This is a genomic window from Thermodesulfovibrio thiophilus DSM 17215, assembly GCF_000423865.1.
Classification (GTDB): Bacteria; Nitrospirota; Thermodesulfovibrionia; order Thermodesulfovibrionales; family Thermodesulfovibrionaceae; genus Thermodesulfovibrio; species Thermodesulfovibrio thiophilus.
The window spans coordinates 48,416-75,249 of sequence record NZ_AUIU01000018.1 but is presented as its reverse complement, the minus strand read 5'-3'; the positions used below and the strand labels follow the sequence as shown (position 1 = coordinate 75,249).

Sequence of the window (26,834 nt, the reverse complement as noted above, 5' to 3'; positions counted from 1 at the left end):
AAGGTAGGTTATGTAATTACAAAAGAAAAACATCCTGAATTAAGTATCATTATAATGGAACTTGATCCTGGTGTTGAAATACCTTTACATACTCATGAAAAGGAAGTAGACAGCATATTTATAGTTGAGGGTGAAGGTGAAATATATATAGAAAACAACTGGCAAATAGTTAAAAAAGGTGATATTATAGCCATAGGAGCTAAAGAACTTCATGGATTAAAGGCAAAAGGACAGACACCTCTAAAATGTTATGTTGTCCATGCTCCTGCCTTGTGGTAGATATTATAGTTGATAAGAAATGTTTTCTGCTTTAAAAAATATTTTTGAGAAAAACAGGTGGTTGATTACAACCACCTGTTTTTGTATTATTCTGATAAATATTTTGTTGGGGCATTCTGTGCAACAGAAGCCTCTTTAGTATCTTTTATTAAAGGCATTTTACCACTTAAAATACCTAGCCATACTCTGATCGAGTCTGCTACAATTAAGACAACCATTATTATCATAACCACAGAAATTCCAGCGAGTAAATAGTTATGTTTTGGTAAATAGTTATTTACAATATTTTGATATCCAGCAACACTCTGGAATTGCAACAATTTTTTCCACACAAAGTTAAGCACATTTGAAATAACCTCTATAATATCTTTCTAAATATTCTTTTGGGCTATTATATCCAGGAGCAGAATGAAGCCTCTTAGAGTTATAAAAACATTCTATATATTAAAAGATCTCTCTTTTGGCCTCTACTCTTGATTTATAACCACCTTTCTTTAGATAAATAAGTTCTGTTTTTAATGTTTTGAAAAAACTTTCATCAGCTTTCTGCCACTCTGCAAGGAAGAATTGCTGGTCGAAACTCCGATTTCCTATCCCCTGGAATACTTAGACCTAAGTTTCCTAGAAAACAGGCAAGTTGCCTTTCATAGTAGCCATTTGCTTTGTTTTCTATGCTTTCTCTTAAATAGATTTCTCTTTCTTTTTTCATAAGTTCGTTAAGTAGCATGGCTGCTATTGTTTTTATACCTTCTCTTGAGTCAATTTTTGAAAGCTCCTCTAGAAATTTGTTCAGGTTTAAGTCTCCCATTTTCGCTATCTCCTCCTTTCTTGTTTTTCTTTTTTTTCATCCCCTATGTTATCCTTTTTATGATCTATTTGCTCTACTGTGTGAGCAGCCAATTAATAGACACAATTCTTATTATACTCCCATTATTTATTTATGGGGCATCAACTAGACTTACATCCAGAGTGCTCAACCCAATATTAGGGGAAAAACGTTAAATTCTTATAATTTTCTTACCATTAACTAACGCAGCTTGACTGTAAGAGATAAAATATTTTATATTTCAATAACTTCGGGCGATTAGCTCAGTGGGAGAGCGCTTCCTTCACACGGAAGAGGTCGTGGGTTCGATACCCTCATCGCCCATTCAATAAAATCAATGGGTTACAAAATTCTAAAGTTGATATTTTTCTGCACTGTAAGAAAATTGTAAGAATCAGGTACTTTTCCGGGCGATTTTTGGAGTATTTTTCCCTAAAAAAATATCCAGTTTTTCACTGCATCCTGTTTGTGTGCTGGAGCAAAATGCATATATCTAAGAGTCATTTTAATATCCTTATATGTCCCAGGAAGGCCTTCTTTACAGTGGAAAAATCAATTCCGTTCATAACAAGCTGGCTTATAAACATATATCTGAGGTCATGAAAGTGAAACTCTCTTATACCTACTTTTTTTGCAAACATGTCAGGTGGATTAATATCAGTATTTCAGAAATCACAAATTAAGGGCTGTGGTGTGTAAAATCTCGACTTCACTGGCATCAGAGGAATGAATTCGTCTTTTAGTTGAAGAATTGGTAAACTTCATTTAGATATTTTTTATATATATGCATTGTTTGATTACAAAAATTCTCAGGTTGATTTTAACCTTCCATTATGAGATGGATACTTGTCTTAACAGAGTTTTAATGATTTCTTATGTACAGTCATTTATAAAACAGAGGCTTACAAAATTAAGAAATACTATAAATATACTAAAGCTTTCAGAGGAAATACAGATAACAACAGAAGCATTATCCATGGCATATGATAAAAAATAGGGGAGTTAACAATGTCTAACTTTAAAACTATTTCAAAGGGATTTTATTTTAACCTCCTTGAAGTGAATAAAAGCGAACATTCAACATTGGATTAATTTATTAAAAATAAGTCTGTCAACTGATGGCATCAAAGCTTTAATTTTCAACTATGAGAAGACTACTTCATATTATCAATGAAAATGGATGAATGTTTGATTTTTTAGTTTATATTATTGAAAAATATAAAACAATGAAAATCTGTCGATAATAGAAGGGAGTAGTTATGGAAATATCATTGAATAAAACACCCGAGTCGCCGGAGGAAAGACAAAAACTTATTGGAGAAATAATAAAGGAGCAGGAAAAAATTTTCGCACAGAGCATTGGATATATTCAGGAACAGATGATTCAGTATATTCTTGAGCGTGGTTATATTCCTCAAGATATATTTATAAACAGGCGCTATGAAGTTATTGTATCTGACAAAGAAAAGTTTACCACTTTTGTTGATATTCTTATATGCATAGAGGGAAAAATTATTTATGCTATAAAATGCACTCCTGCCTCTATTGAGTCATGGGAAAGATTTATGCTTGCCTTCTGTAGAGTTGTCGAACCTTATCAGATTCCATTTGCAATGGTGACTGATGGACAGGAAGGCAGAGTTATAGACGTGCTTACCGGAGAGGTTAAAGATTCATGTGAGATTCCTTCCAGGGAAGAGGTGATAAAAATGCTAACTTCACTTAATTTTGTTCCATATGATGAAAAAAAACTTCCCAGAGAAAAAAGAATACTTTATGCATTCGATGCTATAAAGTCTTGTTCAACGTGTAACTTATGAGAACACTTAGAATAGCTCTATGTCAAATAAATCCAATTGTTGGTGATATTGATGGAAATCTCAAAAAGATTCTCTCTTTTACTGATAAAGCTGTTAACAGTGGTGCTCAAATAGTCGTATTTCCGGAGTTAGCTTTAACAGGTTATACTCCTGAGGATCTGCTTTTTTATCCTGCATTTATAAACAAAACAGAAGAATCGTTGAATGAAATTGTAAAGAATGTTAAAGATTTTATTGTAATCGCTGGTTTACCGATTAAAAGGAATGATCTTTATAATGCAGCAGCAATCATGTCAAATGGTAAACTTATTGATATTTATCATAAAATGTATCTTCCCAATTACAGTGTATTTGATGAAATGCGTTATTTTAAACCAGGTCAAAGAGTGCCAGTATACGAATACGAAGGAGTTGTTTTTGCTGTGAATATCTGTGAAGATATATTTCATCCTTCTCTTTCAACTTTTATACAGGCATCAACTGGTGCAGAATTAGTCATTAACATAAGTGCATCACCATTTTATTCCGAGAAATATGAACGAAAGTTAAGAATGCTCACAACACGAGCTTATGACATGGGAGCGTATGTAGTTTATCTTAATATGGTTGGTGGACAAGATGAGATAGTGTTGGATGGAAGAAGCCTTGTTGTCTCACCATCAGGTGAAATAATAAAAATTGCAAAAGCCTTTGAAGAAGATCTGGCGGTTGTTGAGCTTGATATAGAAGATGTAACAAGGGTAAGAATGAGAGAACCCAAAATAAGATGGGAACCTGAATTTTTAGAAGATATAGAAGTTGTAAAAATTCCATCCTGTAAGACTGAAAAAAAGCAAAAAAATTACGCCTTAACAGCCTCAGAAATTCAAAAAATATCTTCTGTTTTACTTACTGAAGAAGAAGAAATTTTTAAAGCTCTTGTTACGGGATTAAAAGATTATGTCAATAAAAATGGATTTCAGAAGGTATGTCTTGGATTAAGTGGAGGAATTGATTCAGCTTTTGTTGCTTTGATAGCAAAGGAGGCACTCGGAAAAGACAGAGTAACAGGAGTCTTTATGCCTTCTTTATACACATCTAATGAAAGCAGAGAGGATGTTTATGAGCTTGTAAAGAATCTTGGAGTTGAACTCATAGAAATCTCAATAGATGAGACATTTACAGAATATATTAAAACTCTTTCAAAGATATTTGCTGGATTGCCAGAGGATATAACAGAAGAAAACATTCAGAGCAGAATTAGAGCTGATATATTAATGGCACTTTCAAATAAATTTGGCTGGCTTGTAATTACAACAGGAAACAAATCTGAAATGGCTGTTGGTTACTCAACACTTTATGGAGACATGGCTGGTGGTTATGCTGTTATTAAAGATGTTTACAAAACTACAGTTTATAAAGTTGCAAAATGGGCTTCAAATGGAATAATTCCAGAAAGAGTGTTTACAAAACCTCCTTCAGCAGAACTCAAGCCAGGACAGACAGACCAGGATAGTTTACCACCTTATGATATTCTTGATAAAATTCTCAAGCTTCATATTGAAAAATGCATGGGAGAAAGAGAAATAATTGAATACGGATTTGATGAAGATACTGTTAAAAGAGTCTTAAATATGGTTAAAAAAGCAGAGTTCAAAAGAAGACAGTCACCGCCAGGAATAAAGATTTCCCCTGTATCTCTTGGAAAAGACTGGAGATTTCCAATAACAAATAAATTTGATTATTAATTCAGGCAGGAGGACAGGATGAAAAAAACTTTTATAATCTTATTATTGATTTTATTTTTTATCTTTTCAGCTTTCACAGATGCTCTTCCGCAAAGCAATGTTCAGGTTACAAAAGATAAAACACTTCAGTATGCAAAGCCCAAGAAGCCTGTTAAGATAAGACTGCACAGGAATAACAAGAATGAATATAGCTGGGATATCACAGGTGAAAATGTGGACGATGTTATAAAAGCTGACAGAAGGCTAAGGCAGATATTAAAAGAGGAGTAGTTGAAATAAATGGGACAGGGCAGATTCTACATTGTTTCAACACCAATTGGTAACCTTGATGATATAACACTGAGAGCGCTTGAAACATTAAAAAAGGTTGATTTTATAGCATGTGAGGATACCGAGCACAGCTTAAAGCTACTTAATTATTACGGAATAAAAAAATCGCTTATAAGCTACTGGTCTGAAAAAGAAAAAGTACGGGCTGAGGAAATAATAAATAAAATTAAATCCGGACATTCAGTTGCTCTTATAACAGATGCAGGAACTCCAGGGATTTCAGACCCTGGAGCAGTTATCATTCAACGAGCAATTGAAGAAAATATAGAAATAATTCCTGTGCCAGGACCAACTGCCCTGATTACAGCTTTGAGTATTTCAGGACTTTCATCAGAGGAATTTACTTTTATAGGTTTCCTTCCAGTGAAACAGGCTCAGAGAAGAAAGAAATTACTTGAACTTAGTTCTGAAAAAAGAACTCTTGTTTTTTATGAGGCACCTCACAGAATACTCCAGAGCCTTCATGATATGCTCGAGGTTTTAGATGATAGAAGAGCCTGCATAGCACGAGAGCTAACAAAAATGTTTGAAGAGGTGCTCAGAGGCAGGCTTTCAGAGTTAATTGAAAAACTTGAAAACTCAAAAATAGCTGGCGAGTATGTCATAATAGTCGAAGGTATCACCGAGACTCCGCAAACAGTTGATGAAGCATTGAAAGAAGTTAAAGAACTCATGAAAAAAGGAAAAGGTAGAAAGGAAGCTGTTAAAATAATAGCTGAACTTTACGGTTTGAGTAAAAAAGAGCTTTATGAAAAAAGTTTAAAAATGGACGAGATTGAATGAAATCAGCTTATTTAATAAAACCCGGCAGGATAGAACTTGTTGAAAAATCAATTCCTGATCCAGGAGAAGGAGAAGTTTTAATCCGGGTTAAATCAGCATTAACCTGTGGTACTGATTTAAAGGCTTATTTAAGAGGTCATCCTCTCATACCGATGCCGGGTCCATTTGGTCATGAGTTTTCAGGAGTAATTGCAGAAGTTGGCAGTGGAGTAAATGGTTTCAAAAAGGACGAACCTGTTATGCTTGTTCATACAGCTCCATGCGGTGAGTGCGGATACTGTAAGAGAGGACTTTTCAATCTTTGCAGAGTTTTAACAAAGGATATGACTTTAGGAGCTTTTTCAGAATACATCATTGTGAATAAACGAGTTGTAAAGCAGAATATGTTCCATAAACCTGATTCAGTTAGTTTTGAACAGGCCGCATTCCTTGAACCTCTTTCATGTGTTGTTCATGGAGTGAGAGTTTTGAATCCTCAGAGAAAAGATAATGTTTTAATCATTGGTACAGGACCTATTGGATTACTGTTTATTCAGGTTTTAAAGCTTAAGGGAGTTAATGTGGCTGTACTGGGTAGAAATTCTTTTAAGTTGAATCTTGCAAAAGAGTTAGGAGCAGATGAAATTTTCACATACAGTGAAGACCTTTTAAATTTTACAGATGGATTTGGATTTGACAGTGTCATAGAATGCACTGGTAAAAAAGAAGTCTGGCTAAAATCTGTAAGTTATATTCGAAAAGGTGGAACTGTGTTGCTTTTTGGAGGCTTAAAATCAGGGACAGAAGTCTGCTACAATGCAGGCAGACTTCATTATGATGAAATAACCCTCAAGGGAGTATTCCATTATACTCCTGATGATATTAAAGAAGCAGCGGATTTAATCAAATCAGGGAACCTAAAGCTTACTAAATTAATATCAGGAAATTTTTCTCTTTCTGATATAACTGTAGCATTTGAAAAACTTTCAAAAGGGGAGGGAATTAAGTATTTAATCGAACCATGAAGAAAATAACAAGACAGGAAATAATCGAGACAGTTAAAAAACTCTACATGGATGCAGCAGTTTATCTGCAAGAGGATGTATTGATGGTTTTAACTAATGCCTATGAAAAAGAATTAGGGCTTGCAAAAGAACTTCTCAGGCAGATTATAGAAAATCAAAAAATAGCAGCTAGCGAAAAACTTCCACTGTGTCAGGATACAGGCATTGCAGTAATATTTGTAGAGTGGGGAACAGAGGTTATTTATGAAGATGGACAACCTGTTGAAGCCTTCAATGAAGGAGTCCGTCAGGCTGTAAAAGAGGGTTATTTGCGAGCCTCTGTTGTTGATGACCCTGTCTTTGAAAGAAAAAATACAAAAGACAATACGCCATGCATTATTCATTTTGAGTTAACTAAGGGAGATAAAGTTAAGATCACTCTTGCACCAAAAGGTGCAGGAAGTGAGAATATGTCTGCATTGAGGATGCTCAAGCCTGCAGAGGGGCTAAACGGTGTTAAAGCTTTTGTTATTGAAACTGTGAGAAAGGCAGGAGGAAATCCATGTCCTCCAATTATTGTTGGTGTTGGAATTGGAGGAAATTTTGAGAAATCTGCAATTCTTGCAAAAAAAGCTATTTTAAGAAAAGTTGGACAACCCAGCAAACATCCACAATATGCTCAACTTGAAAGAGAATTGGTTAAAGAAATCAATGAACTCGGAATTGGTTCAATGGGTGTTGGTGGAAATATTACAGCCTTGGCTGTTCACATTGAGTATTATCCATGCCATATTGCGTCTCTTCCAGTTGCTGTGAATATTCAATGTCATTCAGCAAGACATATGGAGGCAGAAATATGAAAAAAATTGACACTCCTCTTACACAAGAGATTGTAGAAACTCTTCATGCAGGTGATCTGGTTTTGGTAAATGGATATGTTTACACTGCAAGAGATGCGGCTCATAAGAGGCTTGTGGAATTAATAAAAGATGATCTTCCCTTACCTTTTGATATCAGGGGACAGATTATATACTATGTTGGACCTACTCCTCCACCACCTGGTAAGGTAATCGGATCTGCTGGACCTACAACCTCATCGAGAATGGATGGATACACCCCTTTGTTGCTTTCACTTGGACTTAAAGGAATGATAGGTAAGGGTCAGCGTTCAGAAGAAGTTCGAAATGCCATAAAAAAATATAAGGCCATTTATTTTTTGGCAACCGGAGGAGCAGGAGCGCTGCTTTCTCATCACATTGTATCAGTTGAAGAAATTGCATTTTCTGATCTCGGTCCAGAGTCAATAAAAAAGCTATTGCTTAAAGATTTTCCAGTTGTGGTTGCTATGGACTGCTACGGAAAAGATATTTTTAAATGAAATAGCTATAAACTGATTTTATATTCCTGTTACCTTACCTGTGTTTAAATCAATATCTATTTTTCTGAAATTTGGAGTTGAGGCAGTTCCTGGCATCAGATTTATCTCTCCGGCAACAGGTACAATAAGCTTTGCTCCTTTAAAAATTAAGATATCTCTGATAAATAACTGCCAGCCTTCTGGAACACCTCTTAATGCAGGATTATCTGAAAGACTTAAATGAGTTTTGGCTATGCATATTGAGAAGTCAGAAAATTCACTATCAGAGTTTATATTTTTTAGTTTATCAAGTGCGGTTGAGGAAAACTCTACAGCATCAGCTCCATATATCTGTCTTGCCACCAGTTCTATTCGTGAAATATGGGGTAGATTTGTATCATAAAGAAACTCAAATCCTGATTCATTTTGACACGCATTAATCACAGCATCTGCGAGCTCCAGTGCACCCTGTCCACCCTTTGCCCAGTGTTCTGAAATAGCTACAGGAATTCCTGCTAATTCACAGGTTTTTCTCACGAATTCTAATTCGTCATGAGTATCAGAGTGAAATCTATTTATACAGACAACTGGATTTATTCCTGCCTTTTTTACTATGTTTATATGATGGAATAAGTTTTTCATTCCCTTTTCAATCCAGTCAATATTTTTTTCAAAATATTCTTTTGGTATCGGATTGCCGGGAATTATTTTAGGAGCACCTTCAACTGCTCCATGATATTTTAAAGCTCTTAAAGTAGCGACAATAATTGCCGCATCAGGTTTTAATCCTGAATTTCTACATTTTATATTCCAGAATTTTTCAAAACCGATATCTGATCCAAATCCAGCTTCAGTCACATGATATTCACTGAGTTTAAGTCCTATTCTATCAGCAATTATCGAGGATTGACCTATGGCAATATTTGCAAATGGAGCAGCATGCACAAAAACCGGCTGACCTTCAATTGTCTGAATCAGATTTGGATTTATTGTGTGAAGCATTAACGCGGTCATTGCTCCTGCAACTTCAAGGTCTTCAGTTGTTACAGGATTATTTGATTTTGAATGAGCGACAACAATTTTACCGATTCTTTCTCTTAATTCCTGCAGATTATTCGCTAGACTAAGAATAGCCATCAATTCAGAAGAAGTGGCGATATCAAATCGGGATTTCATTGGAATTCCATTTTTAGGTCCTCCGAGACCAATAACGATTTCTCTCAATGCCTGGGCACAGAAGTCAATGACCCATCCCATTTCAACTCTGTTAGGATCAATATCCAGTCTTTTCAATCCTTTTTTATTGAGAACCTCATCAGAGTAATTTGCTTCATGAAACATTCTTGAAGTTAAGGCAACCATTGCAAGATTATGAGCATTCATCACTGCATTTATATCTCCGGTAAATCCAAGAGAAAATTCTGTTCTGGGGATGCATTGAGAGAGACCTCCACCAGCTGCGGTTCCTTTTATGTTCATTAAAGGACCCGCTGAAGGTTGCCTTATAGCGCAGCTTACTTTTTTACACCTTTTGCCGAGCCCTTGAACAACACCTATGGTTGTGGTGGATTTCCCCTCTCCAAAAGGTGTTGGAGTTATAGCTGTTACAACAATATATTTACCGTCAGAATTATTTTTTATTCTGCTATAGATTTTTTTATAATCAACTTTTGTGATGTAATGTCCGTACGGAATTAATTCATCCCTTTTTATACCGGCTTCATCTGCAAGCTGAAAAATTGTTTTCATGTTTTTTTCAGCCTCTTGAGCAATAACCCAGTCTGGGTATAATTCAGGTTTTGGAAGCATAAGATCTCCTGTAAGATTGATTTTTATTCTGATGGATTATCTATATCTGCAAGATAGTCTTTAAGTTTCTCTATCAATGAATCCGGTAAAACTTCTTCATAAAGTAACGCATTCATTTCTTCTATGGTTAATTTTTCTTTGATATCCCTGGGAAGCATCTTTACTATTGCTACTCTCATCGGGTCAGGTTGATTTTTATGATCCATTTTTTTCTCTCCTTTTTAATGTTAGCAGGTTAAATGAAATGCACCTGCGACTTTTTTACCCTCTTGTACAAACTGATTGAATAAAGAGATTGCTTTTTCAGTATCGCTGACAAAAGTTTCTATACCCTTACTTCTCAGTTCATCTATCAAGCTTTCTGGAACAACCATTTTTTCATAGGCACCAGTTCCTACAATGAGTATGTCAATCTCCCTTTTAAAAACCTCTGCAAGGTCTTCCATGCATAGGGAATGTCCCTGTTTTCTCCACCATGATGTGAAAACACTGTCAGGAAAAACAATCAGATCCGCAGTATATTCATTACCGTTAACTACAATTTTTCCAAAGGAGTAGTGTGTTATCGTCATATTAAAAACCTCCTGATAAATTTGGCGGGAGCGTGTGGGAATCGAACCCACCATGCCTGCTTCGAACAGGCAACACTGGATTTGAAGTCCAGGGGGGACACCAGAACCCCTTACACTCCCGATATAGAATTTTACAGGATTTTTAATAATTTTGCAAAAACTGAATTATAAACTGTAATTTCTCTCAAATAATGTTCAGAGTAGTGCATGTTTACAAAATTAACGACAATGTAAGGATCTCTATTAAGAAAGAAGTTTATCTCGTAAGTATCTCAAAATATCATCATATGTGGATGGGATCACCAGAAAAACTTCAATATCTTTTTCCAAAGGAAGTTTTATTCTGTCCTGCTCTCTTAAAATAAGAATTGCAGACTCTCCTTCCTGGAGATTTTTTGATATTTTATTCCCTATTTCTTCAAGTCGCTTGTGATTAATTTTATTAAAATAATCAAAGATCTTCTCCATGACTGTCCTTGTTTTAACAACTCTAAGACAGTTCCCCCAATCAATAAACTCCCCAAATATTTCAGGATTCTCAATACCTATAACAACCGCTCCTTCAGAAACTTTCTTCTCTATAAGAGGATAAAGATAAGGATTAGTTTCTCTTATAATATCAACTGCTTCACTGCTTTCGATAAATATTGTTTCAATAAAAATTTTTGTAACAAATCCTAATTTTTCCAGTTTTTCAACATTTGAAAGAGCTTCAAACCAGTATTTTTCAATGAGACCTTTAAGATATTCATCCTCGTCTTCTTCAGGAATAAAAAGATTTGGAATGCAAAAGAGTCGTCTTTTACTCTTAAAGTCTTCCACATTAAGTCTCTGTATTTTGCCTAATTCTGCCATAACTTAGTTTGAGTTTGTAAATTTTTTAAGTTCTAACAATTTATTATATGCCCTACCACTGTCAATGCTTTCTCGTGCCATCTCAAGTCCCTCTTTAAAATCTGAAGCTCGTTGAGCAACCTGAAGAGCTGCCGCAGCATTTATTAAAACCATGTCTCTATGAGCTCCGTCTTGTCCTTTAAGAATATTGAACATTATTTTAGCATTTGCTTTTCTATCCCCACCTTTAATATTTCTTAGCATTGCTCTCTGTAAGTTTAGTTCTTCAGGAAAAAGAGTTGTTGTTGTAACTTCTCCATTTTTAGCTCTTACAATATAGGTTTTTCCTGTAATTGTTATTTCATCCAGCCCTTCTTCGCTGTGAACAACCATTACGTCTTCTGCTCCTAATTTTAAAAGCACTCTTGCGATAGGATCCATGTACTCTTTAGCAAAAACACCAAGAAGCTGACGTTTAACCTGGGCGGGATTAATTATAGGACCGAGGAGATTAAAAATAGTCTTTATTTGAAGTTCCTGCCTTACAGAAGCAACCATTTTCATTGCTGGATGATAAAGAGGCGCAAAAAGGACAGTCATTCCACATTCAAAAAGGCATTTTTCTGCAACCTCTGGAGTCATATCAACCTTTATCCCTAGCTCTTCAAGAACATCAATGCTGCCACACTGACTTGATGCCGAGCGGTTTCCATGTTTGGCAATTGATACACCAACACCTGCAACCACAAACGCAGTTGCTGTTGAAACATTAAATGTTCCTGAATGATCTCCACCTGTCCCAACAATATCAATGGTTCCTTCAGGTGCTTTAATCTTTATTGCATAGTCTCTGAAAAGTTTTACAGCGGTGAGAATCTCTTCTTCTGTCTCGCCTTTCATGGAAAGTCCTATAAGAAAACCAGCTATTTGAGCTTGAGAAGCTTTACCTTCAATTATTTCAATAAAACTTTCTTTTAAAAGCTCTTCAGAAATATTTTCTTTTTTAGTTAATCTACGTATTGCTTCAATTATCATAATTTTAAAAAGTTTTTTAATAAATCTTTTCCACTTTTTGTAAGAATACTTTCAGGATGAAACTGTACTCCTTCTACAACGTATTCTTTATGCCTTACACCCATAATTATACCATTTGATGTCCATGCTGTAACAGTAAGACATTCTGGAAGACTCTCTTTTTCAAAAATTAATGAATGATATCTTGTAGCCTCAAAAGGATTTGGAAGTCCATAAAAAATTGTTTTACCATCATGATAAATAAGAGATGTTTTCCCATGCATTATCTCAGCAGATCGAATAATTTTTCCTCCGAAAGCTACTCCTATTGCCTGATGACCAAGACATACTCCCAGAATTGGTAGTTTTCCTGCAAAATGCTTTATCACATTACAAGAAATCCCAGCTTCTTTAGGAGTACAGGGTCCTGGAGATATAATTATATGAGTTAGATTGAGCTTTTCTATCTCTTCAATTGTTAGCTGATCATTACGGTAAACAATCACTTCTGTGCCGAGTTCACCGATGTATTGATAAAGATTGTATGTAAATGAATCGTAGTTATCAATCAGAAGAATCACTTTATTCCTCAGAGTTCAAAAAATTTACCGCTTCAAGCATGGCGGTTGCCTTGTTAACTGTCTCCATGTATTCATTTTCAGGAATTGAATCTGCCACAATTCCGGCACCTGCCTGGACATATACTTTCTGATCTTTTATTACAAGCATTCTTATCCCGATGCACATATCCATATTACCACTAAAACTAAAATATCCCACTGCTCCTGCATAGGGTCCTCTGCGGGTTGGCTCTAACTCTTCGATTATTTGCATTGCTCGTATTTTCGGTGCACCAGTAACTGTTCCAGCAGGAAAACATGACATAAAAACATCAAACATATCAAGACCTCTGCAAAGTTTACCCTCAACATTACTGACAATGTGCATTACATGACTGTATCTCTCGACAGTCATTAACTCTGTAACTCTAACACTTCCTATTTCAGCAACTCTGCCGATGTCATTTCTTCCAAGATCAACAAGCATAATGTGTTCAGCCTTTTCTTTTTCGTCAGAAAGAAGTTCGTGTTCAAGTGCAATGTCTTCCTCATCTGTTTTCCCTCTGCGACGGGTCCCGGCGATCGGTCTTAAGCTAATCTTTTCATCTTCAAGTCTCACAAGAATCTCGGGAGAAGAGCCAACAATAAAACCGTGTTCTGAACTTATGTAAAACATGTATGGAGAGGGATTTATTATTCTTAAAGCTCTGTAAATATCAAAAGGATGTGCAGATGTTTCAGCTTCAAACCTCTGAGAGATAACAACCTGAACAACATCACCAGAAAGAACATACTCCTTTGCAGTTCTTACAGCAGCAAGAAAGTCCTTTTTTTTAAAATTCGAGCTAAATCCATGTAGAAATTTGCCTTCTTTATTTGGAACATTAAGATATGTTCTAAATCGCTCATCCCTGTGATTTTTAAGTTCAGTAATGATTTTATCTATTTTCTGCTGGGCTTGTTCATAAACTCCATCTGCATTTTCATTAATAAATGCATTGTACACAATTTTTATTGATTGTTTAAGATTATCAAAAATCAAAACTGTCTCTGGTATCATGAGAAATATTTCAGGCATACTGACAGAGGATCTGCCAAGGTCAGGAACCTTTTCAAAGAGTTTTACAGTATCATAGGAAATATAACCTACCATGCCACCGAAAAATCTTGGTAGTTCAGGCTCTATATATGGTTTGAATTTATTAAAAAAATTTCTCAAAAACTCAAATGGATTTATATTTTCATAACTGTGCTGATTATTTTGCTCTTTTACGCTAACGTGCATACCATCTGAAGTTACTATTACTGCAGGATCTATCCCAATGATTGAGTATCTTCCCCATTTTTCGCCACCAACTACACTTTCAAAGAGGAATGAAGGACTGCGGTTCAACTTTAAAAAAGCACCAACAGGAGTATCAAGATCCGCAATTATTTCTCGATAAAGAGGAATAACATTGAATGTGCTGGCTAAATATATGAATTCTTGGGCAGTTAAATTCATAAAATAGTTTAAATAATCATTAATAAAAAAAACAATTTTGTAAGTTAAAGTTAGAGTAAAACATTTTGTGTGTAAAATGACGAAAGTGGTCAGAATGTGATGTCAGTTTGATAATATATAACAAACATATGGAGAACTGACACAAGACTTTGAACACTCCTAAAACAGATTATATTTTGAAGAAAAACGCTCATTCTAAATCCTATGTTTTTGCTCATTAAAAATGTAACATTGGGTAGTCTTTATGGGCATCCCTAACATGACTGGATGAGACTTTATATTTTAATCTGATTGAAATATGCCGAAGGCGGGATTTGAACCCGCATGGCGTTTCCACCACCAGATCCTGAATCTGGCGCGTCTGCCAGTTCCGCCACTTCGGCATTTAATATTTTAATCTTATTAGGTCTCTCTCTGCAATAGTAGCTCTACTACTGTAGCATTTTTCATAATGCGGAGATAGCATGTATGATAAAGAAGATATAATAGCTCTTTCAATTTATAAAACAGACTACCTATATCAACAATTACTCGATGTGGTCAAATGCTTGTTGTACTAGATAATCTTCTCAAAAACAGTTCTTAAGTGCAAGAATAAGCTATATGATTTTGCGTTTCTTACTGGATTGTTACTTTCAACTGTGAAAAATGCAATGAAAGAGCTGGTGATGAATGGATTTGTAAGAATAGTTGAACACCATTATTCAAGACTTGCCAAGGCATACTCACTGAATATAAAAATTCCAGAGAAACTATCAAGAAAATTCTCTGTACAGAAAATTTCATTAAAACTGTCAATTCAGCATTATCAGGAGAAACAGGCGATATTTGTGCCTAAACACTGCCTATAATTTTTACTCTTTATTTATTATGATAAAATTTCTCAAGCATTTTGGTAGTTTCTGTATGTAGTTCTTTTACTTCAAAGTGACTTTTCTTTAAATATTCGAAGTAAACAGAACGTAATTCGTTAAGTTTATCATCAGTTAAGGTTTCATGTGCAATTTAAGTTGGCTCCTATATTCCGCTGTTTCTAATACTCCTGTTAAAGGACCTCCTTCAGAAATGTATGCATTTTCAATATTATTGCCTACTGCAGCCATGTATCGTTTCCATAAATACGAAAGTTCAATATTTAAGTCTCTTGATAAATTCAAAATTTTTCTTTTCTATTGCTTTTGTATATTTTTGTAAAATAATACTGTCCAACAGCAGTAGCAACACCACCTAAAATAGCACCAATGAGACCACTTAGAAGATTATTCATCAAACTGTTGCTTCAAATATTCAAATATGGACTTTAAGCTACAAGATATTCAGTCTCCTCTTCAAATTCATAAATATTATGAATATGCTTTTTGCTAAGTCTATTTGTTTCTTCGTCAAAACACACTCTGCCGTTTTTAAGAGCAACAACTCTGTTAAAATTATCTTTAACTGTATCCAGATGATGGAGTACACAAATGATCGTTATATCCTTTTCCATATTTATTTTTAATAACAGTTCCAGTATCTTTCTGCTTGTTTTCGGGTCAAGATTTGCTATTGGCTCATCGGCAAGTAGAACTTCAGGATCCTGCATCAATGCTCTGGCAATTGCAACTCTCTGTTTCTGCCCCCCGCTCAGACGGTCAACTCTTTCAAAAGCCTTGTCTTCTATACCAACAAACTTAAGCAGTTCAATAGCTTTTTCCCTTTCTTTTTTATTGAAAATACCCAGTGTTGAAGATATGAGATCAATGCCTCTATCGAGCCTGCCCAATGCTCCTGTCATAACATTATCAAGCACTGATATCCGCTCCACAAGATTGAAAAGCTGATATATCATTCCAATTTTTTTCTCAGCTGTCTCAAAGATTCCTTATTACTGTACTTGATAACTTGGCCTCCAACTATAACCTTTCCTGAATCCGGAACCACAAAACCGTTTATCGTCCTGATTAATGTAGTTTTGCCTGAACCACTGGGACCAATAAGAGCAACTGCCTCTCCCTTTCTAACAGACAAATTTACTCCATCCAAAACATTTCTACCATTAAATCGCTTTCTTAAGTTCTCAATAGTTAACATATTTGCTCCTTTTTAATATTAAAATTTATTGCTCCATCTGGAATTTCACCATTCAATACCTGAATAATACTTCTGGCTGCTTGCATTGCTATTTCCCGGCATATGGAATCCACTGCTGAGCCGATATGAGGTGTAAAAACTGTCTGTTCAGTATTTTCAATAAGTTCTCTGGGAATTTCTCTAGGACGATCAATTCTTGCCCAATCTTCCATCTCAAACACATCAGCAGCATAACCTGCAAGATGTCCTGAAGCTAATGCTCTTACAACTGCGTGTTCATCCACTACAGATCCTCGACAGACATTAACAAGAAAACTACCAGCTTTCATCTTTGAGATGGTCTCATCATTGATCATATGCTTGGTCGAAGGAGTAAGTGGCAGCATTGGAACTACAAAGTCACTGTTTGAAAGAACATCTTCAAAAGAAGCATAGCTGACTCTTAGCTTTTTATATTCATCTTCTGAGAGAACAACAGTGTCATAATAAAATATTTTTACATCAAAACCCTGTAACATCTTTGCTATTGCTTTGCCAACTGCACCCATTCCTATGATTCCAACTGTTGAACCATTCAAACCAGTTCCATAAAACATCGGTCGCCAGCCTCTGAATTTTCCACTTCGAATATACCTGTCACCCAAAAGAATTTTACGGGATAATGCTATGAGCAGTCCTATAGTCAGTTCCGCAGTGGGAATCGTCAGAATATCCTTAACTATTGTGAACCATATGCCGTGTTTTGTGCAGGTATCAATATCAAAGTTATCATATCCTTTCAGTGCTGCGGCAATAATTTTAAGTTTCGGACAGGAATCTAAAAAATCTGAATCAATACTATCGGGCATAAATACCATAATTGCTTTTGCGTCCCTTGTTCTGCGAATAATTTCTTCTCTTGGCAGGGTTTCACGGGTTAGATTTGGAAATACTTCGCAATATTGATTTAGAAAATCAATCACTTCAGGATGCACCCAGTGAGTGATAACTACTTTAGGTTTCATATTTATTCCCCGAAATTATTTTAATCGTTTACGCAGATATGAACCCATGCCATCAACAATAGTAACCATTATTAGGATGAGGAGCAAAATAGCTGATACTTCCTGATACTGCATTATTCTCAGGGAGCTCATCAGCTCAAAACCTATGCCTCCTGCTCCAACCATGCCCATCACAGTTGATGCTCTAAAATTGTATTCCCAGCGATAAATACATGTATCAGCCATCTGAGGTAAAACCTGCGGTAAGATACCATGTGAAATGACCTGGAGATAATTTGCTCCTGAAGATTTCACTGCTTCGACAGGCCCCTCATCTATATGCTCAATTGCCTCCAAAAAGAACTTTCCCACCATCCCAACCGAGTGCAGTCCTAGCGCAAGAACACCGGGAAGGGCTCCAAAACCAACAGCTGCAACAAACAGAATTCCCATTATTAATTCAGGAATAGAACGTAGTATGTTCAAGATTGTATGCGCTGAATAATAAAGGACTGGATGAGGTGAAGTATTCCTTGCCCCCATAAATGCGAGCGGTAAAGAAATAGCTATTGCCAGTATTGTACCCGCAATGCTCATGGCAATAGTGTCCATAATGGGTTTTATCCAGTTGTGTGCATCACTAAAATTCGGCGGCATACTCTCTCTTGCAAGACTGACTATGCTTGGGACTCCTTCAAGTAAACGCTTCAAATCAAACAATCCTGAATAAAAACAGCAGAATGCAATAATTACGATTGCGGATAAACTTTGCAGTACCGATCGAATCAGATTGTTCTTATTCATGTGAATTGGATAATTATAAGCATGTTTCATGTTGTTGTTTTCCATTGGTATGATTACATTTTAGTTAAATCAAGGTTCAAAATACGGGCAAGTTCTCGTATCACATCATAGTCTTTGTCATTAACCGCTCCAAATCCGTCAGCCTTAAATGGTTTTAATATACTCCTGTCAGTGAGTTCTAAAAATGCTCGTTTCACTTTTTCTTTCAATACAGGTGATAAGTCGGAGCGCATAGCCCATGGATATTCAGGATACTCCTTTGATTCTGCAATTACTTTTACTTTGTTTCGATCGATGATTCCTCGCTGAACAAGAGATTCAAAAATGGGCTTGCTTAATCCTCCAGCCTGTGCTTTGGCATTCTGAACCGCTATGGCCACTGCATCATGGTTACCCAGAAAATGTTCCCGATAATGCTTTTTTGCGCTAAGACCTTTTTCTGCAAGCATGGATTTAGGAATCAGGTGGCTTGAAGTGGAAGCCGGATCTCCATATGCCATATCTTTTCCTGCAATATCGGAAATAGAACGGATGCCAGATGCAACATTTGCTATAACAACAGCCTGATAAGTACATTTCCCATGTTTCTTAAGAGCCGCAAACGCTTCAATATTGCTTTTGGATTTCGCCAGCACATAAGATAGTGGACCGAAATAAGCAAGATCGAGACGTCCATGGCGCATTGCCTTTATCATCGAAGAGTAATCAGTTGTAACTACAAGCTCAATCTTTTTGCCAAGCCTTGATTCAAGATAATTCTTAAGTCCTTCATTGTTTTTGATAACTGTTGAGGGGTTTTCATCAGGTAGCAATGCTACTTTGAGAATTTTTGGATCTGGATCTCCTGCTGCCGATGCAAGACTAAAACAAAGAATAACCGTCAGTGCGACAAAAATTAAAGCAAAAATGTTTTTACTTATTTTTACCATTTTACCTCCCTAAATTTTGTTTTTTAAGATTTCCTTTGCTAAACTTAAACTGATAAAAGCCCCTTTGGGACACATTTTTATTCATCAATACAATAAATCCTCGGTATAAACTTAGCGTATTTCACCTCCTTTCCATATTTAAAGCAATGACATGTCTTTACATAGTATTTTACAGGAGAAATGTTTCATAAATATTACAGAAATGTTAATTTTTGGTTAAAATATATCCTGGCCTGCTTTCCGTTTTTTGGAACAGAATAAATCGAATATAATCTAAATATAAGAAATGAGCAAAGTTATGAAACAAACAAAATACAGTATATCTATAACTGCTAAGCTTGTGGTAGAGATCCTTAAGCAGTGTATGAAGGTTTATGGTATTCCAACAGTCATAAGAACATATCAGGGTTCTGCGTTTATAACTATCAGTTTTCAGAAGTTTTATTCAAAAATACGGGATACGTACTGGATGCGGTATGAGTTTACTTAAAGAGGAAGTCCATGGCAAATTGCCTCCCTTGTAAAAAATATTTTTTAATCTTGTATAGAGATAGAAATTTTTCCCTTGCCATCCAGCAACTAATTCTTATATTATGAACCTATGAACTGGAATAATAAATGTTTTTAACAGCCCTGATAATTTACATGTTATGATCATAGAACAATGTAATGAGCAGGACATAAAAGGTAGTTACGATTTGATTATTTATTCAAATACTTTTGATTATGATCCTGAAACATTTATAGTTCTTGATAGAGTTGATGACAATATTAAGATAATTCCGTATGCTCCTGAATTTAAATACAGAGTATTTAAAAATGTGAATGAAAAGGAAGCCTTAAAAATAGTTAATGAAGTTTTAAAAAATCCAGTTTATGTAAGCAAGGTTAAATGCACTGGTATAAAGGATGAAGGGGATATGGTTGGTTATGAGCTTAAACCGGTATACCTGCCATGGGTATTTGGGATTTCAGAACCAGTTCAAACAGTCTATAAAAAGAAAGGCAACACAATCACTATATTCATAAACCTTAATCCGCGCATTGGAAAACAGCTTTATGGCGGTGGATAGTACAGTCACGAGAATGGAATTAGTGAACTATGCGAAAGAGTTTAGCTCAAAAATATATTTTTAAAACTAATTCAGAGAGATTTTATTTTGAGGAAAGACGTAGAGAGGAATTTTATATTACAGGTTGCTGAATCATTTATCATCTATTTTAACTTTTTTAAAATAAGAAATGCATATTTATCAAGTTCAATAACAACAGAGCCATTAGAAACAATGGTATTTTCAAGGCTTTCTGTAATACTAAATAGATTTATCCACGTACCAGTATCAAGCTTTACCTCTATGCTTGCGGCTCTATTATGAAAGTTAAATATGCAAGCAGTCTGTTCTCGATTTAGTTTCCGTTTTATGATTAAAACTCTGTCAAAGGACTCCACCTTTATATTTTTTCTTTCAAATACCCCCAGCGAAGGATTATCTTTCCTAAGTTTTATAAGAGTTCTGTAAACTTTAAAAATCTCTTTGTGTTTTCCGGAATACCTGAGATTGAGATCAATTTTTGAACGTAAGAACGTCTTTGCATCTTGTGGATCAGGAATTTCTTCCTGCCAGTTGAAGGAAGCAAATTCATCTGTTCTTCCTTTTCTTACATTGTCTATTAATTCGGGATCAGAGTGACTTACAAAATATTGAAAAGGGCTGTTTTCAGCATACTCCTCTCCCATAAAAATAAGAGGTATAAAAGGAGATAAAACTACAATAGCAGCAGCAAGTTTTAAAGAATCTGTGCCAATTATGCTACTTAATCTTTCACCCATCATTCTATTTCCTATTTGATCATGGTTTTGTGAAAAGGCGACAAATCTTGAAGGAGGTAAATGTTTTGATGAGCTTCCATGCCTTTTTTTTCTATAACCGGAATACTGCCCCGTATATGCAAAACCTTCTTTTAATGCCTTAACGAGCTGATTGAAATGCCCAAAATCCTGATAATATCCAATCTTTTCCTCTGTTAATAAACTATGCAGTGAATGATGAAAATCATCATTCCATTGGGCATCAACACCGTAGCCTCCTTTATATGGCGGATTTACAACCCTCACGTCATTTAAATCACTTTCAGCAATAATAAAAACTTTTCTGTCGAGTTTTTTACCCTCGTTGTGCACCGCCTTTCTTATATCAGAGATAATGTGTTTAGGGCTGAAATCAAATATTCCATGTATTGCATCTAGTCTCAATCCATCAATATGGTACTCCTTAACCCAGTAAATAGCATTATTAATGATAAACTCTCTCACTTCATCGCTATATGCATCATCATAATTAAAAGCAGGACCCCATGGAGTTTTGTATTTATCCGTAAAGTAATAACCATAATCAGATAAATAATTTCCCTCTGGACCCAGGTGATTATAGACAACATCAAGAATAACGGCAATCCCCAGATTATGACAACTGTTTATCAGTTTTTTTAAACCTTCAGGTCCTCCATAACTATTCTGAGGAGCATAGATATAAGTTCCATCATAACCCCAGTTTCTTTCTCCTGAAAATTGACCAACAGGCATAAGTTCAATAGCATTTATACCCAGATCGTTCTTTAAATAATTTAAATAAGGAATAATAGCTTCAAATGTCCCTTCTTTTGTAAAGGTTCCTGTATGAAGTTCATATATTATGAGATCTTCAAAAGAGATTCCCTTCCAGGATTGATCATCCCAATTAAATTCATATGGGTTAACAACCATAGAAGAACCGTCAACGCCTTCAGACTGAAATCTTGATACAGGATCTGGTCTTAGTTTATCATTATCAATAAGATAAAAGTATCTACTGCCTGCCTTAATCCCTTTCACAAATGCTGAATAGTATCCCTTTTCTTCTTTCTTCATTTGATACTTTTTCTTTCCTTCTACTAAACAAACAGAAATGGAGGAAGATTTTGGAGCCCAAACTCTGAAAAAAACTCCATCTTTTTTTATATTTGCTCCTATATGTAATGTCCAGGTTTTCATTGCTTCAAATAAACGGAATATAATTCAGTATCATATTATCTTCAAAAGCTTTTTTAAAACTAACATTTTAATTATTGACCCCTTTTCTGCAACTTGATCAATTTAATTAAACTCTACTATTATAAGATATGACTTAAATTAAAATACAATTCAAACTATTGTTATTCTAAATTTACTTCCCGTTTCTATAACATTTTAAAAATTGTTTGTAATTTGAACCTATTTTTCAAAATTTATACTAAATGAGAAGGGGGGCTATGGTGAAAAACTATTTTTCAACTTCAAAGCTTATAAGTATAAAAACGATTTTATTAATAATTATTAATATTTTTATTTTTAATAATTTTTCTGAAGCTCTGTGTATAAAAACAGAGTCGGCAAATATAAGATTAGGTCCTAGCACGAGTTACAAAAAAGCATGGACAGTTGGTAAATATATGCCTCTTGTTAAAGTTGGACTGAGTGTAGATAGAAATTGGTATGCTGTTAAAGATGTGGATGGAGATGTTAACTGGGTCCATAAAAGTCTTGTGACAGATCAGATAAAATGCGGCGTTGTCAAAGCAAAAAAAGTCAACGTAAGAGGCGGACCTTCCACAAAGTACTCTAAATTAGGTTTTGTAGAAAAATATTATTCCTTTAAAGTAATAAAAATTCAAGGAAACTGGGTAAAATTTCAAGATCAGTGGGGTGACTCAGGGTGGATTCATAAAAGTTATTTATGGATACCATAATAAATTATTTGAGTTTTAATCTAATAGTATGAATTTATACATAACTATTTATACTATCTTATCTGTTTTATAACCCCGATACAGAGAAAGCATTCCAGGACTTAAAAGGAAGCTTTAATGGAGCAGTTTAAAAGACAGTATAAGAGACACTTTCACGATTAAGACATACATTTGCAAGTCAGTTAATTATCAGTGGCGCTGACCTTAAAACAGCTCAAAAGTTACCGGGACACAAGGATATTAAAATGACCCTCAGATACTCACACTTATCACAGGCTCATAAAAGGCAGGCCGCCAAATTATTGGAAAATCTAATTTATCACAATTCTATCGGAATCGAAAAAATGAGGCTTCTAAAAATCTTCGTAACTCATTGATTTTAAATATGGAGGTGAAGGGATTCGAACCCACGACCTCCTGCGTGCAAAGCAGGCGCTCTCCCAACTGAGCTACACCCCCATTCCCATGGGCCTAGTTGGAGTCGAACCAACCACCTCACCCTTATCAGGGGTGCGCTCTAACCAACTGAGCTATAGGCCCATTAATACTATAAAAATACCTGAAAATGATTAATTTTGTCAATTCAACGAAATTCGGGTAGTGTCAAGAATTATGTGTAAATTCATAAAGAGGTTTACTCCTGTATTGTTCATTTAAGTGATTAATTAATTACTGCGAAACTTATTCTTTAAATACTTTTTACATTATTAAAGCAACTCATTGTTTTTGTCCGTCTTCTTAATTCTCTAAAAGATCTCTCTATCACATTTGTTGTTCTTAATTTCTTCCACATGTTCTTTGAAAAACAAAAAAAGAAAATCAATATAAGGGAGGAAACCATGCAAAAAATTAGACAAATGGGATTAGAGGATTTTGTAACACAGATAGCAGAGATGGAACCTGCATCTGCAATAAAGTATCTAAGTGAAGCATTGATTAATCTTTTTATGCTAAAGGAAAGGGATTTTTTTCTTAAATCAGATCAGTCAACACAAAACAAAGCAAATGGATTTTATCCAAGGAATCTTGCCTGTCTTTTAGGTAATTTATCTCTTAAAATTCCAAGAGACAGAACAGGACAGTTTAGACCTCAAGTGTTACCACAGCAGTGGCAGAGATACGACAGAGACTTTCAAGATTTGCTGCTTAATCTGATACTTCAAAGTTACTCCCCAAAGAAATCTTTTCCTCAGACTGATCATCAACTCTGCTTTATACATATGCAGAGGAATATATTCAGAAATATGTCAAAGGAAGATGCCTGCAGATTTAACGAAGAAATAAACAGAATCAAGTTAATCAACAACTATGAGGAGGCAGTGAATGCATTTGAACCCTTATGCAGTCAATCATGGTGGATATTTCTAGTCAGTTAAGACAGCTGAGATTTCTATCTATGTTATTGTAAACAGAATAACCCTGGATAGATGGAGAAAACCCTTACTGTATCAAAAGAGGTGCTATATGAAATTAGACAGATCTTTAATTCCAGGTTTAGAGAATAGACACAGTTTTATTGACAACTGCCACGGATTTATCCTGTTTACTAAAACCAAAAACGGTGAAAGAAGAGAAATACCCTTAAACAATACTCTTAAACAGCTGCTTGCTCAGTTGTTCACACAGAGAAGACTTGATACTGAATACGTGTTTTATAACCCCGATACAGGAAAATCTTGCCATGATGCAAAAAGAGGCTTCAACACCGTATGCAGAAAGGCAGACATAAAAGACTTTCACTTCCACGACTTAAGACATACATTTGCAACTCAGCTTGTTATGAACGGATATGATTTAACAACAGTTAAAGAACTTCTTGGACATAAAGATATTAAAATGACCCTCAGATACTCACTTCCTGGCTCCTGAACACAAACAGGACGTAGTGAAAAAACTTGATAATTTTTTAGGACAAAATACTCCAAAAATCGCCCCAAAAAGTACCTGATTCTTACAATTTTCTTACAGTGCAGAAAAATTATCTTTTTATGATTTTCATAAGCCATTGATTTTGCTTAATGGACGGTAGGGGAGTCGAACCCCCGGCCTCCAGATTGCGATTCTGGCGCTCTCCCAACTGAGCTAACCGCCCGATTTGTTTTATAATATCATATTTAAAACATTTTAAGGAGGGTTTAAATGAACTGGCAAGAAGTTAAAAAGATAGCAAAAGAAAGATTGAAGCCTTACTGCCGTGTTTGTCCTGTATGTAATGGAGTAGTTTGTTCAGGCGAAGTTCCAGGAATGGGAGGTGTTGGAACAGGCTCTTCATTTAGGTCTAATATTGAGGCATTGAATAAATATAAACTTAATCTTTCGGCGATCCATGATGTAAAACAGCCTGATACATCAATTGAGATTTTCAAACAGCCTCTTTCTCTACCGGTAATGGCTGCGCCGGTAACAGGAAGTACATATAATATGGGTGGAGCTGTTACAGAGGAAATTTATGCTCAAGAGGTTATTGCAGGCTCTCTTATGGCAGGAACAGTTGGATGGACTGGTGATGGAGCAGACCCTTTAATGTATGGTAGTGGTATTGAGGCAATAAAAATGAACAATGGCAAAGGGATTCCAATAATTAAACCAAGAGCCCAAGATGAAATAATAAAGCGAATCCGTCAGGCTGAGGATGCTGGTGCTGTGGCAGTTGGAATTGATATTGATGGAGCTGGTCTTATAACAATGGCACTTAAAGGTCAGCCAGTCAGCCCAAAATCTCCAAAAGAGATTGAAGAAGTGGTAAAATCAACAAAACTTCCTTTTATTTTAAAAGGAATCATGACTGTTAAGGAAGCTGAAATAGCATATAACTTAGGTATTTCAGCAATTGTTGTTTCCAATCATGGAGGAAGAGTTCTTGATCATACTCCTGGTGTTGCTGATGTTTTACCTGAGATTACAGAAAAAATGAAAGGAAAGATAACAATTATTGCTGATGGAGGTGTTCGCTCGGGAGCTGATGTTTTAAAGCTTCTTGCACTTGGAGCTGATTGTGTTCTTATTGGTAGACCTGTTATAATCGCAGTTTTTGGAGGCGGAAGAGAAGCACTTAAACTTTATTTTGAAACTATTAGAAATGACCTTAAACAGGCAATGCTTCTTACAGGAGTTGGATCTGTAAAAAATGTATCGAAAGATATTTTAAGAGTCTAACTCTATGATGCCCGGCATAATAACCGGGCATTCTTTTGTTACAATATAAAATTAAAAGATAAGTTTATACTTCATAAGTTTTATGATTATATCTCAGAGTTATTGAACTTTCAAGCCACTTAGTAGAATATAAAACTTGTTATTTTGAAAAAAATATTTCAATAATAATATAATAAATTAATTAATAATAATTAAAAAAACAATTTGGTTAGGAGGTGCATTATGAAGCAGTATTTTGTATTCTGTTTGAGTTTTTTATTTTTATTTACATCAGTATCATATGGATTTGATGGAGAAACAGCTTCAAAATTTAATTCAGTTTTTTCTCAGCTAACTCCTGAGATGATTGCAAAAAAACCATGTGAAATCAATGCAAAGCAACTATTTGAGATGATCAGGGCAAATGAAGACTTTGTAATTCTTGATATCAGAACTCCTCAGGAAATGCAAATTGTTGGAATTACATATAAAAATACTCTGAAGATACCAATGCATGAACTTTTTAAGGAAGAAAATTTACAAAAGCTTCCAACTGATAAGAAAATTGTTGTTGTATGCCATACAGGGACAAGGGCATCAGCTACAGTAATGGCATTAAGGGCAGTTGGGTTTAATAATGCCTACATGTTTAAAGGAGGTATTATTGAGCTGGCTGCAGAAGCTGGAAGAAGCGTGGTGGGTATTCTCTGGTAGAAATAGAATGAACCAGAAGAGATAACAGTTTTAACT

30 protein-coding genes, 6 tRNA genes and 4 pseudogenes are annotated in these 26,834 nt (G+C 35.3%); 19 read left to right on the top strand and 21 right to left on the bottom strand.

The window, feature by feature from the left end; genetic code table 11:
* Window positions 1-279, top strand: a 279-nt coding sequence (locus G581_RS0109420; protein WP_028845591.1) for a cupin domain-containing protein, incomplete at its 5' end; no start/stop codon positions are given.
* A gap of 86 nt (window positions 280-365) precedes the next feature.
* On the opposite strand, the gene G581_RS0109415 is transcribed toward G581_RS0109420, so the two are convergent.
* From G581_RS0109415 to G581_RS0109410, 3 genes and pseudogenes are all read right to left on the bottom strand, one after another.
* Window positions 366-623, bottom strand: coding sequence for a hypothetical protein (locus G581_RS0109415; protein ID WP_028845590.1), 258 nt, complete (start codon window positions 621-623; stop codon window positions 366-368).
* A pseudogene (locus tag G581_RS12280) lies at window positions 616-831 on the bottom strand (IS3 family transposase); the annotation flags it as partial. The gene G581_RS0109415 and the pseudogene G581_RS12280, both read right to left, overlap by 8 nt.
* A pseudogene (locus G581_RS0109410) lies at window positions 808-1,087 on the bottom strand (transposase); the annotation flags it as partial. The pseudogenes G581_RS0109410 and G581_RS12280, both read right to left, overlap by 24 nt.
* A 270-nt stretch (window positions 1,088-1,357) precedes the next feature.
* Between G581_RS0109410 and G581_RS0109400 the strand changes: the two are divergent.
* The 9 genes from G581_RS0109400 (at window position 1,358) to G581_RS0109355 (ending at window position 8,126) form a co-directional block, all read left to right on the top strand.
* Window positions 1,358-1,429, top strand: a tRNA-Val gene (locus G581_RS0109400).
* A 541-nt stretch (window positions 1,430-1,970) separates the two neighbouring features.
* On the top strand, window positions 1,971-2,102 hold the full coding sequence (locus G581_RS12380) for a hypothetical protein (protein WP_273040293.1): 132 nt from the start codon (window positions 1,971-1,973) through the stop codon (window positions 2,100-2,102).
* Between the two features lie 262 nt (window positions 2,103-2,364).
* Window positions 2,365-2,925, top strand: a complete 561-nt coding sequence (locus G581_RS0109385) for a type I restriction enzyme HsdR N-terminal domain-containing protein (RefSeq protein WP_028845588.1) — start codon at window positions 2,365-2,367, stop codon at window positions 2,923-2,925.
* Complete coding sequence (locus G581_RS0109380; RefSeq protein ID WP_028845587.1) at window positions 2,922-4,652, top strand: NAD+ synthase; 1,731 nt, start codon at window positions 2,922-2,924, stop codon at window positions 4,650-4,652. The genes G581_RS0109385 and G581_RS0109380 overlap by 4 nt, the downstream gene beginning before the upstream one ends.
* An 18-nt stretch (window positions 4,653-4,670) precedes the next feature.
* A complete protein-coding gene (locus tag G581_RS0109375; RefSeq protein WP_028845586.1) occupies window positions 4,671-4,922 on the top strand; it encodes a hypothetical protein in 252 nt (83 codons plus the stop codon).
* 9 nt (window positions 4,923-4,931) lie between these two features.
* Window positions 4,932-5,765 carry a 16S rRNA (cytidine(1402)-2'-O)-methyltransferase gene (gene rsmI, locus G581_RS0109370; RefSeq protein ID WP_028845585.1) on the top strand — a complete coding sequence of 278 codons (834 nt, stop codon included), beginning with the start codon at window positions 4,932-4,934 and terminating at the stop codon, window positions 5,763-5,765.
* A complete protein-coding gene (locus tag G581_RS0109365) occupies window positions 5,762-6,769 on the top strand; it encodes a zinc-dependent alcohol dehydrogenase (protein ID WP_028845584.1) in 1,008 nt (335 codons plus the stop codon). The genes rsmI and G581_RS0109365 overlap by 4 nt, the downstream gene beginning before the upstream one ends.
* The gene (locus G581_RS0109360; RefSeq protein ID WP_028845583.1) at window positions 6,766-7,608 is read left to right on the top strand and encodes a fumarate hydratase; all 843 of its coding nucleotides are present in this window, start codon (window positions 6,766-6,768) and stop codon (window positions 7,606-7,608) included. Before G581_RS0109365 ends, G581_RS0109360 begins: the two co-directional genes overlap by 4 nt.
* Window positions 7,605-8,126, top strand: coding sequence for a Fe-S-containing hydro-lyase (locus G581_RS0109355; RefSeq protein ID WP_028845582.1), 522 nt, complete (start codon window positions 7,605-7,607; stop codon window positions 8,124-8,126). The genes G581_RS0109360 and G581_RS0109355 overlap by 4 nt, the downstream gene beginning before the upstream one ends.
* A gap of 18 nt (window positions 8,127-8,144) precedes the next feature.
* Here the strand turns inward: G581_RS0109355 and G581_RS0109350 are convergent, their stop codons facing one another.
* The 9 genes from G581_RS0109350 to G581_RS0109310 form a co-directional block, all read right to left on the bottom strand.
* A complete protein-coding gene (locus G581_RS0109350) occupies window positions 8,145-9,914 on the bottom strand; it encodes a formate--tetrahydrofolate ligase (protein ID WP_028845581.1) in 1,770 nt (589 codons plus the stop codon).
* Between the two features lie 23 nt (window positions 9,915-9,937).
* Window positions 9,938-10,120, bottom strand: a complete 183-nt coding sequence (locus G581_RS0109345; RefSeq protein WP_028845580.1) for a hypothetical protein — start codon at window positions 10,118-10,120, stop codon at window positions 9,938-9,940.
* A 21-nt stretch (window positions 10,121-10,141) separates the two neighbouring features.
* On the bottom strand, window positions 10,142-10,486 hold the full coding sequence (locus tag G581_RS0109340; protein WP_028845579.1) for an Mth938-like domain-containing protein: 345 nt from the start codon (window positions 10,484-10,486) through the stop codon (window positions 10,142-10,144).
* A 22-nt stretch (window positions 10,487-10,508) separates the two neighbouring features.
* Window positions 10,509-10,606 (bottom strand) — tRNA-Sec (locus G581_RS0109335).
* Window positions 10,607-10,729: 123 nt separating this feature from the next.
* The gene (locus tag G581_RS0109330; RefSeq protein WP_028845578.1) at window positions 10,730-11,341 is read right to left on the bottom strand and encodes a hypothetical protein; all 612 of its coding nucleotides are present in this window, start codon (window positions 11,339-11,341) and stop codon (window positions 10,730-10,732) included.
* A 3-nt stretch (window positions 11,342-11,344) separates the two neighbouring features.
* Complete coding sequence (gene trpD, locus G581_RS0109325) at window positions 11,345-12,355, bottom strand: anthranilate phosphoribosyltransferase (RefSeq protein ID WP_028845577.1); 1,011 nt, start codon at window positions 12,353-12,355, stop codon at window positions 11,345-11,347.
* Entirely contained in the window at window positions 12,352-12,915 is a 564-nt protein-coding gene (locus G581_RS0109320; protein ID WP_028845576.1) for an anthranilate synthase component II, read from the bottom strand. Before G581_RS0109320 ends, trpD begins: the two co-directional genes overlap by 4 nt.
* Window position 12,916: 1 nt before the next feature.
* The gene (gene trpE, locus G581_RS0109315) at window positions 12,917-14,398 is read right to left on the bottom strand and encodes an anthranilate synthase component I (protein WP_028845575.1); all 1,482 of its coding nucleotides are present in this window, start codon (window positions 14,396-14,398) and stop codon (window positions 12,917-12,919) included.
* A gap of 299 nt (window positions 14,399-14,697) precedes the next feature.
* Window positions 14,698-14,781 (bottom strand) — tRNA-Leu (locus tag G581_RS0109310).
* 258 nt (window positions 14,782-15,039) lie between these two features.
* Here G581_RS0109310 and G581_RS0109305 point away from each other — a divergent pair.
* Window positions 15,040-15,249, top strand: a complete 210-nt coding sequence (locus G581_RS0109305; RefSeq protein ID WP_028845574.1) for a hypothetical protein — start codon at window positions 15,040-15,042, stop codon at window positions 15,247-15,249.
* A 449-nt stretch (window positions 15,250-15,698) separates the two neighbouring features.
* Here the strand turns inward: G581_RS0109305 and phnC are convergent.
* The 4 genes and pseudogenes from phnC to phnD form a co-directional block, all read right to left on the bottom strand.
* Window positions 15,699-16,468: pseudogene (phnC, locus tag G581_RS12390) on the bottom strand (phosphonate ABC transporter ATP-binding protein).
* Window positions 16,462-17,472, bottom strand: a complete 1,011-nt coding sequence (locus G581_RS0109285; protein ID WP_028845573.1) for a phosphonate dehydrogenase — start codon at window positions 17,470-17,472, stop codon at window positions 16,462-16,464. The pseudogene phnC and the gene G581_RS0109285 overlap by 7 nt, the downstream one beginning before the upstream one ends.
* A 15-nt stretch (window positions 17,473-17,487) precedes the next feature.
* A complete protein-coding gene (gene phnE / locus G581_RS0109280; RefSeq protein WP_275574448.1) occupies window positions 17,488-18,255 on the bottom strand; it encodes a phosphonate ABC transporter, permease protein PhnE in 768 nt (255 codons plus the stop codon).
* A gap of 53 nt (window positions 18,256-18,308) precedes the next feature.
* Window positions 18,309-19,184 carry a phosphate/phosphite/phosphonate ABC transporter substrate-binding protein gene (phnD, locus tag G581_RS0109275; RefSeq protein WP_038065791.1) on the bottom strand — a complete coding sequence of 292 codons (876 nt, stop codon included), beginning with the start codon at window positions 19,182-19,184 and terminating at the stop codon, window positions 18,309-18,311.
* Between the two features lie 298 nt (window positions 19,185-19,482).
* Here phnD and G581_RS0109270 point away from each other — a divergent pair, with 298 nt between their 5' ends.
* The gene (locus tag G581_RS0109270; RefSeq protein WP_028845570.1) at window positions 19,483-19,674 is read left to right on the top strand and encodes a hypothetical protein; all 192 of its coding nucleotides are present in this window, start codon (window positions 19,483-19,485) and stop codon (window positions 19,672-19,674) included.
* A 160-nt stretch (window positions 19,675-19,834) separates the two neighbouring features.
* Entirely contained in the window at window positions 19,835-20,257 is a 423-nt protein-coding gene (locus G581_RS0109265) for a hypothetical protein (protein ID WP_156875254.1), read from the top strand.
* A 143-nt stretch (window positions 20,258-20,400) separates the two neighbouring features.
* Here G581_RS0109265 and treZ read toward each other — a convergent pair whose 3' ends face one another.
* Complete coding sequence (treZ, locus tag G581_RS0109260) at window positions 20,401-22,215, bottom strand: malto-oligosyltrehalose trehalohydrolase (RefSeq protein WP_028845568.1); 1,815 nt, start codon at window positions 22,213-22,215, stop codon at window positions 20,401-20,403.
* Window positions 22,216-22,472: 257 nt separating this feature from the next.
* Here treZ and G581_RS11325 point away from each other — a divergent pair, with 257 nt between their 5' ends.
* The gene (locus G581_RS11325) at window positions 22,473-22,949 is read left to right on the top strand and encodes an SH3 domain-containing protein (RefSeq protein ID WP_051179184.1); all 477 of its coding nucleotides are present in this window, start codon (window positions 22,473-22,475) and stop codon (window positions 22,947-22,949) included.
* Window positions 22,950-23,116: 167 nt separating this feature from the next.
* Window positions 23,117-23,326, top strand: a pseudogene (locus G581_RS12470) (tyrosine-type recombinase/integrase); the annotation flags it as partial.
* 9 nt (window positions 23,327-23,335) lie between these two features.
* Here G581_RS12470 and G581_RS0109250 read toward each other — a convergent pair.
* The 3 genes from G581_RS0109250 to G581_RS12465 form a co-directional block, all read right to left on the bottom strand.
* Window positions 23,336-23,408, bottom strand: a tRNA-Ala gene (locus tag G581_RS0109250).
* A gap of 7 nt (window positions 23,409-23,415) precedes the next feature.
* Window positions 23,416-23,489, bottom strand: a tRNA-Ile gene (locus tag G581_RS0109245).
* A gap of 148 nt (window positions 23,490-23,637) precedes the next feature.
* Window positions 23,638-23,790 carry a transposase gene (locus tag G581_RS12465; protein WP_156875253.1) on the bottom strand — a complete coding sequence of 51 codons (153 nt, stop codon included), beginning with the start codon at window positions 23,788-23,790 and terminating at the stop codon, window positions 23,638-23,640.
* Between G581_RS12465 and G581_RS0109240 the strand changes: the two genes are divergently transcribed.
* Together G581_RS0109240 and G581_RS0109235 are read left to right on the top strand one after the other, a co-directional pair.
* Window positions 23,789-24,325 (top strand): transposase, encoded by a 537-nt coding sequence (locus G581_RS0109240; protein WP_028845567.1) that lies wholly within the window; start codon window positions 23,789-23,791, stop codon window positions 24,323-24,325. The genes G581_RS12465 and G581_RS0109240 overlap by 2 nt on opposite strands.
* Window positions 24,326-24,413: 88 nt before the next feature.
* Window positions 24,414-24,818 (top strand): site-specific integrase, encoded by a 405-nt coding sequence (locus G581_RS0109235; RefSeq protein ID WP_028845566.1) that lies wholly within the window; start codon window positions 24,414-24,416, stop codon window positions 24,816-24,818.
* A gap of 150 nt (window positions 24,819-24,968) precedes the next feature.
* Here G581_RS0109235 and G581_RS0109230 read toward each other — a convergent pair.
* Window positions 24,969-25,041, bottom strand: a tRNA-Ala gene (locus G581_RS0109230).
* A 47-nt stretch (window positions 25,042-25,088) separates the two neighbouring features.
* Between G581_RS0109230 and G581_RS0109225 the strand changes: the two genes are divergently transcribed.
* Window positions 25,089-26,105 (top strand): alpha-hydroxy-acid oxidizing protein, encoded by a 1,017-nt coding sequence (locus G581_RS0109225; protein WP_028845565.1) that lies wholly within the window; start codon window positions 25,089-25,091, stop codon window positions 26,103-26,105.
* Between the two features lie 222 nt (window positions 26,106-26,327).
* A complete protein-coding gene (locus G581_RS0109220; RefSeq protein ID WP_028845564.1) occupies window positions 26,328-26,798 on the top strand; it encodes a rhodanese-like domain-containing protein in 471 nt (156 codons plus the stop codon).
* Window positions 26,799-26,834: the final 36 nt, after the last annotated feature.

What these genes read in the sequence shown, in the direction of transcription:
- G581_RS12380 (WP_273040293.1), top strand. Translation starts at nt 1,971, where the DNA reads ATGATTTCTTATGTACAGTCATTTATAAAACAGAGGCTTACAAAATTA.
- G581_RS0109385 (WP_028845588.1), top strand. Translation starts at nt 2,365, where the DNA reads ATGGAAATATCATTGAATAAAACACCCGAGTCGCCGGAGGAAAGACAA.
- G581_RS0109380 (WP_028845587.1), top strand. Translation starts at nt 2,922, where the DNA reads ATGAGAACACTTAGAATAGCTCTATGTCAAATAAATCCAATTGTTGGT.
- G581_RS0109375 (WP_028845586.1), top strand. Translation starts at nt 4,671, where the DNA reads ATGAAAAAAACTTTTATAATCTTATTATTGATTTTATTTTTTATCTTT.
- rsmI (WP_028845585.1), top strand. Translation starts at nt 4,932, where the DNA reads ATGGGACAGGGCAGATTCTACATTGTTTCAACACCAATTGGTAACCTT.
- G581_RS0109365 (WP_028845584.1), top strand. Translation starts at nt 5,762, where the DNA reads ATGAAATCAGCTTATTTAATAAAACCCGGCAGGATAGAACTTGTTGAA.
- G581_RS0109360 (WP_028845583.1), top strand. Translation starts at nt 6,766, where the DNA reads ATGAAGAAAATAACAAGACAGGAAATAATCGAGACAGTTAAAAAACTC.
- G581_RS0109355 (WP_028845582.1), top strand. Translation starts at nt 7,605, where the DNA reads ATGAAAAAAATTGACACTCCTCTTACACAAGAGATTGTAGAAACTCTT.
- G581_RS0109350 (WP_028845581.1), bottom strand. Translation starts at nt 9,914, where the DNA reads ATGCTTCCAAAACCTGAATTATACCCAGACTGGGTTATTGCTCAAGAG.
- G581_RS0109345 (WP_028845580.1), bottom strand. Translation starts at nt 10,120, where the DNA reads ATGGATCATAAAAATCAACCTGACCCGATGAGAGTAGCAATAGTAAAG.
- G581_RS0109340 (WP_028845579.1), bottom strand. Translation starts at nt 10,486, where the DNA reads ATGACGATAACACACTACTCCTTTGGAAAAATTGTAGTTAACGGTAAT.
- G581_RS0109330 (WP_028845578.1), bottom strand. Translation starts at nt 11,341, where the DNA reads ATGGCAGAATTAGGCAAAATACAGAGACTTAATGTGGAAGACTTTAAG.
- trpD (WP_028845577.1), bottom strand. Translation starts at nt 12,355, where the DNA reads ATGATAATTGAAGCAATACGTAGATTAACTAAAAAAGAAAATATTTCT.
- trpE (WP_028845575.1), bottom strand. Translation starts at nt 14,398, where the DNA reads ATGAATTTAACTGCCCAAGAATTCATATATTTAGCCAGCACATTCAAT.
- G581_RS0109285 (WP_028845573.1), bottom strand. Translation starts at nt 17,472, where the DNA reads ATGAAACCTAAAGTAGTTATCACTCACTGGGTGCATCCTGAAGTGATT.
- phnE (WP_275574448.1), bottom strand. Translation starts at nt 18,255, where the DNA reads ATGAATAAGAACAATCTGATTCGATCGGTACTGCAAAGTTTATCCGCA.
- phnD (WP_038065791.1), bottom strand. Translation starts at nt 19,184, where the DNA reads ATGGTAAAAATAAGTAAAAACATTTTTGCTTTAATTTTTGTCGCACTG.
- G581_RS0109270 (WP_028845570.1), top strand. Translation starts at nt 19,483, where the DNA reads ATGAAACAAACAAAATACAGTATATCTATAACTGCTAAGCTTGTGGTA.
- G581_RS0109265 (WP_156875254.1), top strand. Translation starts at nt 19,835, where the DNA reads ATGATCATAGAACAATGTAATGAGCAGGACATAAAAGGTAGTTACGAT.
- treZ (WP_028845568.1), bottom strand. Translation starts at nt 22,215, where the DNA reads ATGAAAACCTGGACATTACATATAGGAGCAAATATAAAAAAAGATGGA.
- G581_RS11325 (WP_051179184.1), top strand. Translation starts at nt 22,473, where the DNA reads ATGGTGAAAAACTATTTTTCAACTTCAAAGCTTATAAGTATAAAAACG.
- G581_RS0109240 (WP_028845567.1), top strand. Translation starts at nt 23,789, where the DNA reads ATGCAAAAAATTAGACAAATGGGATTAGAGGATTTTGTAACACAGATA.
- G581_RS12465 (WP_156875253.1), bottom strand. Translation starts at nt 23,790, where the DNA reads ATGGTTTCCTCCCTTATATTGATTTTCTTTTTTTGTTTTTCAAAGAAC.
- G581_RS0109235 (WP_028845566.1), top strand. Translation starts at nt 24,414, where the DNA reads ATGAAATTAGACAGATCTTTAATTCCAGGTTTAGAGAATAGACACAGT.
- G581_RS0109225 (WP_028845565.1), top strand. Translation starts at nt 25,089, where the DNA reads ATGAACTGGCAAGAAGTTAAAAAGATAGCAAAAGAAAGATTGAAGCCT.
- G581_RS0109220 (WP_028845564.1), top strand. Translation starts at nt 26,328, where the DNA reads ATGAAGCAGTATTTTGTATTCTGTTTGAGTTTTTTATTTTTATTTACA.